Annotated in this window: 17 protein-coding genes; 9 read left to right on the top strand and 8 right to left on the bottom strand. The window is 36.3% G+C overall.

What is annotated here, in order from left to right:
• Window positions 1–10: 10 nt before the first annotated feature.
• The 6 genes from pstA to AC6CHJ_RS05740 form a co-directional block, all read right to left on the bottom strand.
• Window positions 11–889, bottom strand: coding sequence for a phosphate ABC transporter permease PstA (pstA, locus tag AC6CHJ_RS05765; RefSeq protein ID WP_498287633.1), 879 nt, complete (start codon window positions 887–889; stop codon window positions 11–13).
• Window positions 889–1,830, bottom strand: coding sequence for a phosphate ABC transporter permease subunit PstC (gene pstC, locus AC6CHJ_RS05760; protein WP_498287631.1), 942 nt, complete (start codon window positions 1,828–1,830; stop codon window positions 889–891). Before pstC ends, pstA begins: the two co-directional genes overlap by 1 nt.
• 23 nt (window positions 1,831–1,853) lie before the next feature.
• Window positions 1,854–2,810, bottom strand: a complete 957-nt coding sequence (locus tag AC6CHJ_RS05755; protein WP_150284102.1) for a PstS family phosphate ABC transporter substrate-binding protein — start codon at window positions 2,808–2,810, stop codon at window positions 1,854–1,856.
• A 147-nt stretch (window positions 2,811–2,957) separates the two neighbouring features.
• Window positions 2,958–5,135 carry a peptidoglycan D,D-transpeptidase FtsI family protein gene (locus tag AC6CHJ_RS05750; protein ID WP_498287629.1) on the bottom strand — a complete coding sequence of 726 codons (2,178 nt, stop codon included), beginning with the start codon at window positions 5,133–5,135 and terminating at the stop codon, window positions 2,958–2,960.
• A 186-nt stretch (window positions 5,136–5,321) separates the two neighbouring features.
• Window positions 5,322–5,930, bottom strand: a complete 609-nt coding sequence (locus AC6CHJ_RS05745) for a superoxide dismutase (protein WP_392994315.1) — start codon at window positions 5,928–5,930, stop codon at window positions 5,322–5,324.
• Window positions 5,931–6,060: 130 nt separating this feature from the next.
• Complete coding sequence (locus AC6CHJ_RS05740) at window positions 6,061–6,540, bottom strand: DUF456 domain-containing protein (RefSeq protein WP_147193674.1); 480 nt, start codon at window positions 6,538–6,540, stop codon at window positions 6,061–6,063.
• Window positions 6,541–6,662: 122 nt separating this feature from the next.
• Here AC6CHJ_RS05740 and AC6CHJ_RS05735 point away from each other — a divergent pair, with 122 nt between their 5' ends.
• The 4 genes from AC6CHJ_RS05735 to AC6CHJ_RS05720 all read left to right on the top strand — a co-directional run bounded on the left by AC6CHJ_RS05735 (window position 6,663) and on the right by AC6CHJ_RS05720 (window position 9,371).
• A complete protein-coding gene (locus tag AC6CHJ_RS05735; protein WP_221297932.1) occupies window positions 6,663–7,175 on the top strand; it encodes a DUF1189 family protein in 513 nt (170 codons plus the stop codon).
• Between the two features lie 50 nt (window positions 7,176–7,225).
• Entirely contained in the window at window positions 7,226–7,564 is a 339-nt protein-coding gene (gene yqfZ / locus AC6CHJ_RS05730) for a protein YqfZ (protein ID WP_066786537.1), read from the top strand.
• A 96-nt stretch (window positions 7,565–7,660) separates the two neighbouring features.
• Window positions 7,661–8,776 (top strand): flavodoxin-dependent (E)-4-hydroxy-3-methylbut-2-enyl-diphosphate synthase, encoded by a 1,116-nt coding sequence (gene ispG, locus AC6CHJ_RS05725; protein ID WP_147193676.1) that lies wholly within the window; start codon window positions 7,661–7,663, stop codon window positions 8,774–8,776.
• Window positions 8,777–8,798: 22 nt separating this feature from the next.
• Complete coding sequence (locus AC6CHJ_RS05720) at window positions 8,799–9,371, top strand: 5' nucleotidase, NT5C type (protein ID WP_147193678.1); 573 nt, start codon at window positions 8,799–8,801, stop codon at window positions 9,369–9,371.
• A gap of 45 nt (window positions 9,372–9,416) precedes the next feature.
• Here the strand turns inward: AC6CHJ_RS05720 and AC6CHJ_RS05715 are convergent, their stop codons facing one another.
• A complete protein-coding gene (locus tag AC6CHJ_RS05715; protein ID WP_498287627.1) occupies window positions 9,417–9,899 on the bottom strand; it encodes a hypothetical protein in 483 nt (160 codons plus the stop codon).
• 616 nt (window positions 9,900–10,515) lie between these two features.
• Here AC6CHJ_RS05715 and AC6CHJ_RS05710 point away from each other — a divergent pair.
• The 5 genes from AC6CHJ_RS05710 to AC6CHJ_RS05690 all read left to right on the top strand — a co-directional run bounded on the left by AC6CHJ_RS05710 (window position 10,516) and on the right by AC6CHJ_RS05690 (window position 13,974).
• The gene (locus tag AC6CHJ_RS05710; protein ID WP_498287625.1) at window positions 10,516–11,244 is read left to right on the top strand and encodes a ZIP family metal transporter; all 729 of its coding nucleotides are present in this window, start codon (window positions 10,516–10,518) and stop codon (window positions 11,242–11,244) included.
• Between the two features lie 242 nt (window positions 11,245–11,486).
• Complete coding sequence (locus tag AC6CHJ_RS05705) at window positions 11,487–11,795, top strand: excalibur calcium-binding domain-containing protein (RefSeq protein ID WP_147193684.1); 309 nt, start codon at window positions 11,487–11,489, stop codon at window positions 11,793–11,795.
• Window positions 11,796–11,969: 174 nt separating this feature from the next.
• Window positions 11,970–12,206: an RNA polymerase sigma factor gene (locus AC6CHJ_RS05700; protein ID WP_498287623.1), complete on the top strand. Its 237-nt coding sequence runs from the start codon at window positions 11,970–11,972 to the stop codon at window positions 12,204–12,206.
• A gap of 230 nt (window positions 12,207–12,436) precedes the next feature.
• The gene (locus AC6CHJ_RS05695; RefSeq protein WP_498287621.1) at window positions 12,437–13,279 is read left to right on the top strand and encodes a zf-HC2 domain-containing protein; all 843 of its coding nucleotides are present in this window, start codon (window positions 12,437–12,439) and stop codon (window positions 13,277–13,279) included.
• Between the two features lie 47 nt (window positions 13,280–13,326).
• Window positions 13,327–13,974 carry a DUF421 domain-containing protein gene (locus AC6CHJ_RS05690; RefSeq protein ID WP_498287619.1) on the top strand — a complete coding sequence of 216 codons (648 nt, stop codon included), beginning with the start codon at window positions 13,327–13,329 and terminating at the stop codon, window positions 13,972–13,974.
• Between the two features lie 87 nt (window positions 13,975–14,061).
• Here the strand turns inward: AC6CHJ_RS05690 and AC6CHJ_RS05685 are convergent, their stop codons facing one another.
• Complete coding sequence (locus tag AC6CHJ_RS05685) at window positions 14,062–14,487, bottom strand: Fur family transcriptional regulator (protein ID WP_147193692.1); 426 nt, start codon at window positions 14,485–14,487, stop codon at window positions 14,062–14,064.
• Between the last annotated feature and the right edge of the window lie 4 nt (window positions 14,488–14,491).

The raw sequence follows: 14,491 nt of genomic DNA, 5'->3' as shown, positions 1-14,491 counted from the left end.
CTTACCACCCTTAATAGCGTTTTTGATATTTATAACGGATATAGACAGCTAGTGAATTCAATAGAAGTAAAAATACCATTAGTACAACAATTCCTGCTGCTGCTACCGTTTGAAATTCAGGTTGAGGCCTTTTTGCCCAATCGAATATCTGCATAGGCAGCGCGGTAAATTCACTCAATAAACCAGTTGGCAAAAAATACACAATTACAGGAATACCTAAAATAACAAGTGGTGCCGTTTCACCAACTGCTCTTGAAAGAGCCAGGATGCATCCTGTTGCAATGCCAGGAATGGCTGCTGGTAACACAACATGTAAAATTGTTTTCCATTTGGCAGCTCCCATTCCATAGGAAGCTTCCCTTAGATCACTTGGTACACCTCTGATTGCTTCTTGTGAAGAGACGATAATAACAGGTAGTACGAGTAAACTCATCGTTAATCCTGCTGCTAAAACACTTTTCCCTAGCATTAGTCCCCGTACAAAAACTGTTAAGCCAAGAAGTCCAAATATAATAGAAGGAACTCCTGCTAAATTTGAAATATTAATTACAATAAGATTTGTCAGTTTGGTCTTTGGTGCATATTCCTCTAAGTAGATGGCAGTAGCTACGCCTATAATAAGAGTCACTGGAGCAACCACTAACATTAACAATATTGAACCAACCAAAGCAGCTTTGATACCAGCTTTGGCAGCAAAACGAGAGGAATAATTCCCCAGGAAATCAAGTGATAAATGTCCCGCTCCTTGGCTAATCAGACGAAATAATAATAACGCGAGAACAGCTAAAACAAGTAAGGTCGCTACTAGAAAAATACCTTTTACAAATCGATTTAGGTTTACCCTGCTTTGGATTCTAGGCAATATTTCTTTCTGGTTGATGAGGTTCATCAATATCCCTCCCTAAATCGCTTAGATAAAAACTGTGCCGCTATGTTCATTAGGAAAGTAAAGAAGAATAGCGTAAATCCAATTGCATAGATTGAATAATAAATGGTCGTACCGTAACCCGCATCGCCACTTGCTACCTGCACGATATATGCCGTCATCGTTTGAATAGAATCTGTAACTTGCATATCGAACTTAGGTGTTGATCCCCCAGCGAGCGAGACGATCATCGTTTCACCAATAGCTCTAGATACAGCAAGTACAACTGACGAAAGTATGCCAGATAATGCTGCAGGTAATACAACTTTTAAAGCAACTTCAAGCCTTGTAGACCCTAATGCCAAGGCGCCTTCCCTTAGTGAATTGGGAACTTGAGACATGGCATCTTCTGAAAGAGATGCAATCATAGGTAAAATCATTATGCCAATCACAATTCCCGGACTAAGTGCATTAAATATTTTAAGCGATGGTACGATATGTTGGAGTAATGGAGTGACGAATGTAAGTGCAAAGAATCCATAAACAATCGTCGGAATACCCGCTAAAATTTCTAATATCGGTTTAATCACCTGTCGAATTTTGTCGCTAGCATATTCGCTTAAATAGATGGCAATCGCAAGGCCCAGAGGAGTCGCTACGATTATAGCGATTCCCGTGACCTTTAAAGTGCCCATTAATAATGGCCAGATGCCGTATGTAGGGTCAGTGCTGGAGAAAGGAAACCATTCCTTTCCAAAAAGATATTCCCAGACACTTACCCTCGTGAAAAATTCACCTGTTTCTACTACCAACGTCAATATGATGCCTATTGTGGTCAGTACAGATACCAATGCTGCTATAAATAAAAGCTTAGGCATTAATTTTTCAGTCAAATGTGAGCTTTGATTCTGAGACTGCTCAATCAACTCCTGTACTGTTTTCTCTTCTAGCTTTTTAGTAGCCAATTCAAGCGCTCCTTTTTAAACTCTTATTTTAGACCTTCCAGTGATTCTAAATCTTTTTTATAGTCTTCATCTGGCGTTTTTACATAGCCTACTGCCTCAGCCATTTCGCCTGCATTTTCTATTGTGTATTTCATAAAATTGTACATAGATGCATTTTCTTTAACTGATTTATTTTTCACATACACGAACAATGGGCGGGATAGTGGCGTATAGGTACCGGATTTGATAGTTTCGTGTGTAGGTTCAATACCACCGATTTTCACCACTTTCAATTGGTCTTTATTCGCAAGATAATAGGCAAATCCAAAATAGCCAATTCCATTTTTATCGGATTCTACACCCTTGACTAAAACATTATCATCTTCTGATAATGTTGCATTTTTAACGAGATCTTTTCCTTCTAAAATATCATTTACAAAGTAGTCATATGTTCCAGAATCTGTACCAGGAGAGTAGAATGAAATTTTTTCTTTTGGCCATTTTGGATTGATATCTGACCATTTTTTATTTTTACCGTTTTCTGTCCAGATTTCTTTTAACTGATCTACAGTAAGATCTTCAACCCAATCATTATCTTTATTCACGACTATCGAAATGCCATCATATGCAATCTTCATTTCTGTATAGTCGATTCCTGCTTCTTTTAACTTAGCTGCTTCCTCATCTTTTACTGGTCGAGAAGCATTTGAAAAATCTGTTTCTCCATTTATGAACTTTTCAAACCCTCCACCTGTTCCAGACACACCGACTGATACTTGAGTCTTCGGATGCGATGCTGAATATTCTTCTACGATTCCTTCTAAAATAGGCGCTACAGTAGAAGAACCATCACCCGAAATATTGCTTTCTGCTACTTCATCGGCTTTGGCTGTTTGCTCGGCTTCTGAGGACTTTGATTTTCCGTCTCCTTGACCGCAGGCTCCCAGTAATAGAGCTGATCCAATCATAGTTGCTGCCACTAAGTTTTTTGCTTTTTTCATCCGTATTGCCTCCCGTAGAAAATAGTTATTCCTTACACTATCTACTATATCGATAGATTGTTAAGCTAGTATAAAGGGAATGTAATAGAATATTTAGATAATGTAAATGGCATGTAAAAAAGCACAGCTATAAGCTGTGCTTTTTGTTTACTCATTTTCTGACTCAGTATTTTTCGGTTTTGTAATTTTTTCTTTGGTCGACTGTTTTTGTTTTTGCATATGGTCTTTTTGCAAAGAGAAATACGTTTCGACAGCTTTACGTGCAATAATGTTATTTATATGTGGGTATCTATCTGAAGTCGTAATCCATGGCACCACAACTGCATAGGCAATTTCAGGATTTTTATATGGAGCAAATCCAATATGCGTTACAGTTAGTGTTTGTGAGCCATACGAAGCCCTTTTAGGACCATAATACACAACTTCGGCTGTACCAGTTTTCCCTGCTGCATCAAAATCGACGCCTGAAAAGTCCGATGCTGCAGAGCCTTGTCTGCCAAAATACACAAGATGCATCCCTTGTTTGACATGGTCTATTTCATATGGTGAATTACGGATTACATTTAGCACTTTTGGTTGGAATTCTTCAACTAAAGGACCTAACTTTTTGCCGTCAACCGAAGGCTCACGGATTTCTTTCGCCAGATGTGGTTGAATTCTCTTACCACCATTAGCAATTGTAGAAACATACTGTGCCAATTGAAGCGGTGTAAATGTATCATATTGGCCAATAACTAAGTCCAACAATTTCCCTGGAATTGTTTCTTGACCTTTAAAGCCTGTAAACTCCCCAGGTAAATCAATTCCAGTATCTACACCAAGGCCGAATTGAGCGAAAGATTTACGAATCTTGCTAAAATCGCTAGCCTTTACCGGTAACCCTGCTCCCGGTACATAATTTACCCCTGCTATTTTCATTGCTGTTTTAAACATATATACGTTTGAAGAACGTTCAAGAGCTTGTAAATCCGTTAAATAAATTGCTCCCCCTCGGTTGAAAATAGAAGATTTAGTTGTCTGTCCTATGCGAATTGGTTCATCCAGCAACGTTTGTCCAGGAGTAATTGCATTCAAAGAATAACCAGTTAATAATGTAGCCGGTTTTACAACTGATCCTACCTCGTAAGCAGATGTGAAAGTACCTATCGCATAATCGTTCACTTTTGTTTTGCCATTTTCATCAGTATCAATCTTTTTACCGACCATCGACAGAACTTCTCCGGTATTCGGGTTCATCATTACTAGAAATGCTCTATCCAATAAACTGGATGCTCCTTGTGCTTTAGCACTCAGCAACTGTTCTTCAACTAATTTTTCGAGTTTTTCTTGTAGCTGGCTATCCACAGTAAGTACCAAGTCTTTACCAGGGGATCCAGGGAAAGTCGTTGTGGTATCGACCACTTGGCCTTTTCCGTTCGTTTCGTTCTTTACAACGGCTTTTTGCCCTTGTAGTAATTCTTCGTATTCTCCCTCGATATAACTTTTACCTACTCGATCATTCCGGGAGTAATCACGCGCTAGATAATACTCTAACTTGTCTTTAGGAATCCCTTCAGAAGGTGAGGTTGTCGATCCTAGAATACTTAAATCAGAATTTTTGATGCGCTTCCAGTCTGTAGCGGTGTTTACGTTTGGCAGTTCATTCAAATGCTCAGAGACAATCGCAAACTCCTTGTCTGTTACGTCATCGCTTTTGATAATTTGAGGTGATAAGTTATACCCCGCCACCATTTTGCTATAAATTGCCAGAACTTGTAGGTCACTTTTTGAAAAGCTTTTTAGCTCTGCATTTGTAATACGCTCCCGCACTAAATCATCAATTTTTGCTTGTTTTTGAGAGCCTGTTAGCTTTTCATCTTTATTGATTGCTTTTTGCTCTTGTTTCGAAACTTTTTCATAAGCTTCTTCTTTATGGAGTTTAATCCAAAAATCTTGTTTATCCCGTAGTGCGATTTTGCTTGTATCCATCTTAATTAGTGTTGCGAGTTTTTTAGCTGTTTTTAGCATTTCGTCACTTGTAGTGGTTTGAAGCTTTGTATATGTAATCGCATTTTTCGGTTTATTATCAACCAGTACGCGCCCTTCTCTGTCATAAATCCTACCACGAGGCACACTAGTATTGACTGTCACTTCTTCTGTTTTTTCTAGTGTTCTTACATAATCCTCCCCTTTTACAATTTGCATATAGCCTAAACGTAAAATTAGGATGGAGAACAAAATAAAAATAGAGAAAAAGAGTACGTTCATTCGAAAAGAAAGACTAGCTCGTTGCTTTGCCTTGACATTAGTAGAACGCTTTTTGGGATTTTTATTTTTTTGGCGCATCGAATACGGGATCCTCCTTTCCGGTTTCATTCACAACTAGTAGTATATCATTTTTCCTTTGAAAAAACATAAAACTATTAATTGATTGCTAGCCCATTTGATATGTGTTTTTATCATGCTTATGTAATAAAAAAACACACCTACATAAACGTAGTAGGTGTGTTTTTTGTTCCAATTAGAACAGAATTATTTTGCTGCTTTGTATAATTCAGCAACTTTATCCCAGTTTACAACATTCCAGAATGCTGAAATGTAATCAGGACGACGGTTTTGATAGTTTAAGTAGTATGCATGTTCCCAAACGTCCAAGCCTAATAATGGTGTTTTACCTTCCATGATTGGAGAGTCTTGGTTTGGAGTAGACATGATTTCTAATTCTCCATTAGATAATACAAGCCATGCCCAGCCAGAACCAAAACGAGTTTTAGCTGCTGCTGCGAATTTTTCTTTGAACGCATCAAGGCTGCCGAATTTAGCGTCGATTGCTTCTTTTAATTCGCCAGTTGGTTCGCCGCCACCGTTAGCTGATAATAATTGCCAGAATAATGAGTGGTTAGCATGGCCGCCACCGTTATTGCGTACTGCTGTACGTACGTCTTCTGGAACTGCATCAAGGTTAGCAATGATTTCTTCTACAGACTTACCTTCGAATTCAGATTTACCGGATAAAGCATCGTTTAATCCTGTAACATAAGTATTGTGGTGCTTGTCATGGTGAATTTCCATTGTTTTTGCGTCAATATGAGGTTCTAATGCATCAAATGCATAAGGTAAATTTGGTAATTCGAATGCCATAATAAAAGTCCTCCCTGAAATTAAGTAATAATTACTACAAATCTAGATTATCAAAAATTAGAGTGTTGTTCAAACATTAGACACTTGTTTTTATAGAATTCAGCCTTTTGACTGAGCCTTCACTCAATACTTATACAACCATCACAAAGATGATAATCATAATGATTTGAATAACCCCTTTTGTAAAAACGGAAGTAAGAAAACCAACAAGTGATCCGATACCTGCTTTAAAAGCTGTTTTTAAAGAAGTCCTCTTAAAAATCAGCTCTGCTAACACAGCACCAATAAATGGACCGATTAATATACCTGCAAATGGGATAACAAATGGGCCTACAAGCAATCCAATGGTACTCCCCCAAATTCCTGCTTCACTTCCGCCAAATCGTTTCACACCAAATGCATTTGCTAATGTATCTGCTCCAAATAATAAAAGAGTAAACAAAACCTCAATCACCCAGAACCACCATGGTAATTCACTAAATGAATGGAACAAGCCATGAATGATGAATCCTAAAAATATAAATAACACCGATGGTATGATTGGGTATACCAAACCAACCATGGCGACAATAAAACTCGCAATAACTAATGTCCATGATATAAATTCCATTTAATTAACTCCCTTCTTAGAAACAATCACTTATACCCTTTGTCCAAAAATCCATGCATTTTCACCAAGCATTGTCGAATCTAAATCGCTTCCATGGTACTATAATTTTGGAGGTATTGAATATGAAGATTAAACACTGGCAGTTATTCAAAGATAGTCTATTCCACCCTAAAAAGCTAGCGGCATATAGATTGTTGCCCATTGGCAAAGTTATACAGTATGTATTAATGCTGGTCCTTTTTGTTACGATTGTTTCACTTATTCAATTTGTAACAGGTAGCAGTATAGAAACCAGTCAAATAAATGGATTGAAGGAATTCTTTAATGAAGTGAAATGGCTCATCTACCCCGCTAGCTTTATTCTGTTATTCCTTATTAATTCATTCTCGCTCTTTCTTCAGATTAGTATTTACGCTTTGGCTGGAATGGTAATATTAATTATCCGTAAAAAACGCGGCGAATATCGGCATATTTGGCGTACAGCCGCCCTAGCTGTCACATTACCAACAATTATTGCGACATTATCTGTATTCTTGCCGATACATACTTATATTATGACCATCTTTACAGCGCTTTTGACACTCCTATACGTCTTTATCGCTTCGTCAAAATATCCAAATCAACCTCAAAAATAGTTCTGAATCTCTCTCTTATTCATATAGTAGATGATAAGGAGGGATTTTTTATGAGAATACTAGTTTCGGCACTGATTATTATTATTTGTGCTTATTTTATAAAAGTAGATTTAATTGAAGGTACTGTTTCTAAAGCAGATTTTTATAAAAACCAGCCAGAGCCAGTTTGTACGAAAACAGATGAAATCCAAACTATTAAAGTTACCGTAGCGTTAGGCGATACATGGGAATCTTTATTTGCCTTGTACCCTGCAGAAGATATGAATTTCGCGGATCGTCTAGAATTGGTCTATAAATTCAATCCCCATCTATTAAAGCAAAGCTTCAAAGAGAACGAACAAGTGGTTCTACCTTATCGTATAAAAGCCAACAACAACTGCACAAACTAGGTAAACAATGTTTCTCTCTTGTCATTTCCTTTTGAACACTGCTAAAATAGTGTACAGTAAGGCTTTTTAAATAGCCTATGAAGGAGAGAGTAATTCATGAATGAAATCACGCACCGTTCGAATACACGGAAAGTTCGTGTTGGTGATTTAACAATTGGCGGAAGCAATGAAGTAATCATCCAAAGTATGACAACGACAAAAACGCATGATGTGGAAGCGACTGTCGCAGAAATACTGCGTTTGGAAGAAGCAGGCTGCCAGATTGTCCGTGTTGCATGTCCTGATGAACGAGCAGCGAATGCATTAGCTGATATTAAAAAACGAATTCATATACCGCTTGTAGCGGATATACATTTTGACTATAAACTAGCATTAAAAGCAATTGAAGCTGGCGTTGATAAAATTCGTATTAACCCCGGCAATATTGGCCGTAAAGAAAAAGTTGAAGCTGTTGTAAATGCAGCGAAAGCAAAAGGTATTCCTATCCGTATAGGTGTAAATGCTGGATCCTTGGAACGTAAAATCATTGATAAATATGGCTACCCTACTGCTGACGGTATGGTAGAAAGTGCTCTTCACCATATAAAAATTTTAGAAGACCTTGATTTCCATGATATTATCGTTTCCATGAAAGCTTCTGATGTAAATTTAGCGATAGAAGCATATGAAAAAGCCTCTCGTGCTTTCGATTATCCGCTTCATTTAGGCATTACAGAGTCAGGTACTTTATTCTCAGGAACTATCAAGTCAGCTGCTGGCTTAGGTGCTATCCTTTCAAAAGGAATCGGGAATACACTCCGTATTTCTTTGAGCGCTGACCCTGTAGAAGAAATTAAAGTAGCAAGAGAATTGTTAAAATCTTTCGGGCTTGCTTCAAATATACCGACTTTGATTTCATGCCCTACTTGCGGACGTATTGAAATTGATTTAATTTCCATCGCAAATGAGGTAGAAGAATATTTGCAAACAATCAAAGCTCCTATTAAAGTATCTGTGCTTGGTTGTGCAGTAAACGGACCTGGCGAAGCACGTGAAGCTGATATTGGTATTGCTGGTGCGCGTGGAGAAGGCTTATTATTCCGCCACGGGAAGACAGTCCGCAAAGTACCTGAAGAAACAATGGTAGAAGAATTGAAAAAAGAAATTGACATTTTAGCCGAAGAATATTACCAAAAACAAGCAGCAGAAAAAGCTGCGAATGTGCAACTTTAACTGTTTGGAGGGCGAACTGACTATGGAGAAGAAATATAGTTTTGGCATAGATATAGATGGTACCGTAACAACTCCAGAGTTTCTATTGCCCCATATTAATAAAGCATTTAACAGAAATTTATTATTAGATGATGTCACTCAATATGATTTAACAAAAGTATTGAATATAGATGCTCAAACTTTCTATGACTGGTATCGTAAAGAAGAACTTAATATGTACAGCAATCCTCCAGTCCAGCTCGAAGCTCAGCGAATTCTTTCAAAATGGCATAATGATGTAATGCTAAACTTTATAACTGCACGAGAGGAAAATTCTCGAGAGGTTACAGATCTCTGGTTCAAAACCAACTTACTTCCTTATGATTTACTAGAAATAGTTGGAAATACAGATAAAGTAATCGCAGCTAAGAAACATGGCGTCCATCTTTTCATGGAAGATAAGCATGATAATGCAGTACGTATACATGAGGAATTAAAGATACCTGTCTTACTTTTCGATGCTCCATATAATCGTGATACGATCCCTGATGGTGTCATCCGTGTCCAAAATTGGACTGAAGCAGAAAACTGGGTCAAAAAAGAGTTCGGCATCTAAACAAAACAAGAGCGAAAGAACAAACCAATTGTTCTTTCGCTCTTTTTAAAATTTTACACCTAGCAGTTTTTTCATTTCCTCTAACTTCTTAGGTTCTTTTTTCACAGACATATATGTCATTTCTTTTTTCATCGTATCCTGGAAAAAAAGCGTCCCATCTTTTAGCATATATATTTTATAAGTTAATTTATCCATTTTTTCCGTATCACCAAGTGCCACAATATAGCTTCCATGCTTGTCCAGTTGCTTTACTATAGATGCTTGTTTTTCTGTTTTGGGTACCATTACAACACTCCGATTCACCATTCGAATGAAGTCTTGTACTTTTGCAGGTTCTTTAATCAATTTGCCTGTCTTTTCAGTAGATACCCCTTGATCATTTACACCTTGAATATAAAGATATTTATAAAACTCGGTTTTCGGGATAATAATTTCACGAGTATTTACTTTAGACTTTCCTTCTCCGCCACAACCAGTAAGCACCATTATAACAGCTAGCATACATACAACAACTTTGATTATTTTCATATTAGGCCCCTCTCTTTCCTTTGCCACTTGTCGTACCTAATTATACAAGAGATTCCAAAGAAAAGATGGTTATGATTAAAGTTGTAACAAGATTGGCAAACCTATTGAAAAAGCGCTTACAGAATTTTTATTTTGCAGGTTTCAAACTTTATTGTTTTGAAAGACTGCACTATAATATTATATATAGAAAACAAAAAGGAAGTGGTGGGAAGTAATGATGAGTTGGCAGTATTTGTTCAATTTATTTATGAATTGCTTTATATTCCTCTTCTTCATCCAATATATTTGCTCAATCTTTAAAGCTTCTCGTAAAAGCGGTCTTTCCAAAATATTAATAAATTGTCTTGTCATATCTGCCCTTGTCCTTTTGTCCCTCCCTATACTGGAAGAGTGCGACATCAATTTAGGTTATGTTATTGAATTCCCTTTTGATGATTAAGTAAATTTTCAATTGGAGAAACAGCTATTTTAAGATGCTAACACATAAGTGGTCCATAATTTTAAAATTACAAAAGCAATCTTCTGCTTAACAGCAGATGGTTGCTCTTTTTATGTCTTGATTGTTTCAATTCCTGATTGTTCAGGGTATTGGTCCTCAAGTAAAGGAGTGGTTAATATGTGGCATGCCGCATTTTGGGGAGCAGTGTCAGGTTCAGCTGTCCTGCTAGGCGCTTTAGGCGCATTATTCTTACCAATTAAAAATAAATGGATCGGTTTTATTATGGCATTTGGGACCGGTGTATTAATGGGTGCCGCAACTTTCGAATTGCTTGAGGATTCGGCTCATGATGGTGGTGTAAAAGCAACAGGAATTGGTTTCTTAATGGGTGCTATAGTATTTACTATTTTTGATTATTTGGTTTCTAATAAAGGAAAGATTCAGCGTAAACGATCGCAAGGTGATCTAGCAGCATCAAGCGGATTAGCTATTTTTGCAGGCACTATTATGGATGCAATACCTGAATCTATCATGATTGGCGCTAGTCTCATCGGACAGCAAAGTGTCAGTTTCCTACTAGTTGTCTCTATTTTTATCAGTAATATCCCAGAAGGTCTTTCAAGCACTACGGGTATGAAAAAAAGCAACTATTCAACTGCGAAAATAATTTGGTTATGGATTGCAGTTTTAGCTATATCGACATTTGCGTCATGGGCAGGATTTTTCTTCTTAGACGATGTGTCTGCTGCTACCCAATCAGCAATTGCTGCATTTGCAGGTGGCGGTATAGTAGCCATGATTGCTTCAACAATGATGCCGGAAGCCTATGAAGAAAGCGGACCAATTACTGGATTGGTTGCAGCCTGTGGTTTATTCATTGCTTTCTTGCTTGATCAATTCTCTTAATTTAATTGCCGCTCACTCTTCGGATGTGTGCGGCTTCATTTTGTGTTTTATACTGCCCTTTCCATTTCCCTTCCCTTTAACTCCATTCTAATTCACTACTATAATAGAAATTTACCTAGTAGAACTATTATTAAACAATACTTTTTGCACATAAAAATTCAAATTATTTATAAATTTTAGTTTGATTTATTCATAAAAATAACTTATTATAAATAGGAATAATTTCGAAGGAGTAAAAACGAATGAAAAAGACCCTACAAATTGGTATAGCTGCAGCTTTAGCAACAACAACGTTTTTTGGTGCTACAATCACTAAAAATGATGAAAATGTTCAAGCTCGTAGTATCTATTCAAATTGCACCGCTTTTAACGGAAAATACGCTCACGGAGTGAAAGTTTCGGCTAAAACGAAAAATACAGTACACAAGCGCAATGGCAGCATAGTTTATGAATACTCACGCGCATATGTTTCCGCAAGTATTTACAAAAAAGCCATGAAACAAAACCGTGATTTGGATAGAGATAGAGATGGAATAGCTTGTGAACGCTAAAAATATCATATAACTTCTATTTAATTTAAAAGCCTGTCTCCGTATACGAGACAGGCTTTCATTGTATTGTATATCTAATTTAAAAAACGTCTCTTTGTAGAAATAAAAATTTTTACGAAATCTTTGTAACGAAAAGGTGATTTTTTAGATATATGAGTTGAAAGGAGGTTAAATATGAACGAGTTAACGGAAATTTATGAAAAATATGGCGACCAAGTTTTTAAATATTTATATGTCTTATGCCGTAATACAGACATTGCAGAGGAACTGACACAAGAGACTTTTTATCAGGCTGTTCGTATAGTTATAATGGAAAATGCAAAATGTCAATTTGGCTTTGTCAAATTGCAAAGTATACATACTATAAGTACGTGGATAAGCAGGTTAAACAACCGCAATCATCTTACCTAACGAATCAAATACCCTCTGCAGAAAGTAATATTATTGAAAGTGAAAATAAAATTACACTTTACCGGAAAATACATTTGTTAGAAGAGCCATTTAAAGAAATTGTGTTACTTCGAATACTAGGTGCATTGTCGTTTAAAGAAATCGGAGAAATATATCAAAAAAATGAGAATTGGGCAAGAGTTACTTTTTATCGTGCTAAAGTAAAATTAAAAGAGAGTGAGTGAATGTACATGAACAATGAATGTCCTATAGTGCATGATTTATCATCATCCTATATTGACCAACTATGTAGTGAGGAAAGTTCAAGATTTATAGAACAGCATATAAGCACTTGTAAATCATGTGCAGAACTTTTAGAAGAAATGCATAAAGAAATCGATATTCAGAAACAACAAGAATTCTCGAGTCGTTTAGAACAAAAGAAACCATTTCAAAAATTAGCGCGCTATTTTAATGCTCAGAACAGATTCATGAAATTTTCAGGTTATTCGTTTTGGATTACACTTATTATTACTTTAGGTTTTTTTATAAACTCTGTAGGTGTATTTACACAGATTAATCGCGAGAAAGAAAAAGTACAACTAATAGACCAAGAACAACATGAAATCATGAAAAAATCCTTCTCACTATTAACAGATAGTTCACACATAGATACTAAAGCACTTCAAGATGTTTTCCAAGAATATAAAGGTAAATTAAAATTTCTAGCAGTATTTTCAGAGCAGAATATAGAGGATAATACAGTATTGAAAGAAGGTCCGACGTATACTTACCCTATTGACTATTCACAAGCAAAACTTATTATCGGAGAAAAAGGAAAGATTACACAACCAATCATTCCAAATAATTATGATATTGGTACAGTAGCTATGGCAGATGATCAATGGATAGTGCAATATGAATACAAGGAATCATATCTTAAAACAGTTGAAAATGCATTTCAAATTAAACACTATGCCCCTTCTTCTTGGACAGTATTTCAGATACCAATAACGTTAATGTTTATACCTATAATTCTCGCAACGTACTGGTTTATTCAAAAACGAATTATAAAACGAATGAAGAATAATTAAACTTATCTTAGGGTATTTAAAGATTAAGTTAGGAGTGTGAGAAAAAGATGATATTAACTATTACACTTAAAGTTATTCTAGGCTTTATAGCACTTATGATAGTAATTCGCTTAATGGGAAAAAAGGAACTCTCTGAAGTTACTCCTTTCGATATAGTCTTTTTATTGATGCTGGGAGGTATCCTTGAAGAAACTCTTTATGATAGCAAGGTACAGGTATGGCATTTTCTCTATGCAATTATTTTATGGACTGTACTGAGCTTTATGACAAATCTTGCTGTTAGGAAATATGATAAATTACGTCCGTTTATTAAAGGAGAACCATCAATTCTTATAAATAAAGGTGTCTTAGATATAAAAGAATTAAAGAAAAATAAAATGGAAACTGAACAATTGCTTTCCTTGCTTCGTCAGCAAGGGATTTTTTCTATTAGAGAAGTAAAATATGTGATTTTGGAACCCGGAGGTCAAATTAGTGTAATGAAGAAGGATTCATCCGATCAAGTAACGACTGATACATTGCCTCGCCTGCTTATTGACGAGGGGCAAATCGTAAATAGAACATTAAATCAAATTAGAAAGAATGAACAATGGGTCATTAAACTATTAAAAAAAGAAGGCTACGAGGATATTAAAAAAGTTTACTATGCAGAATGGTCTGAAGGTAAAGGCCTTTATGTTCAATGCAACGAATAGTTAGTGCTGAAAGAGGATAATAGATTAGGAAATTAGGGAAATTAGGGAAATTAATAAATATAAAACAACAAAAGCCTGTCAACCTTGTTATGACAGGCTTTCCGCTACACATTCGGGACATTTTCCGTAAATTTCAAATTTATGACTATCAATTTCATAACCAGGCAACTGTTCTTGTAACATATCCATTGGGCAAAGGTGAATTTCTTTAATATTGCCGCATACCATACAAATGAAATGGTGATGATGGTGTTCGGTTTCACATTGCATACGGAAGTGACGTTCACTATTAAGCTCGGTTTCTTCCAGTATACCTAGATCCACAAATGTTGCTAGATTGCGATAAATAGTATCAAAGCTCATGCCAGGATAATCCTTCTTCATCACATCCAACAAATCTCTTGCAGTTAAATATTTACCCGTTTTCGTGAACATGTCTAAAATCTGTTCACGTTTATCCGTTTTTTTGTAGCCACTTTCCTTCAGAATATCCCATGCTTTCGATATATTCATGAGA

Source organism: Rummeliibacillus sp. GQ308 (genome assembly GCF_059759115.1).
The sequence above is the reverse complement of the archived record's forward strand: the minus strand, read 5'-3'. Positions and strand labels throughout refer to the sequence as shown.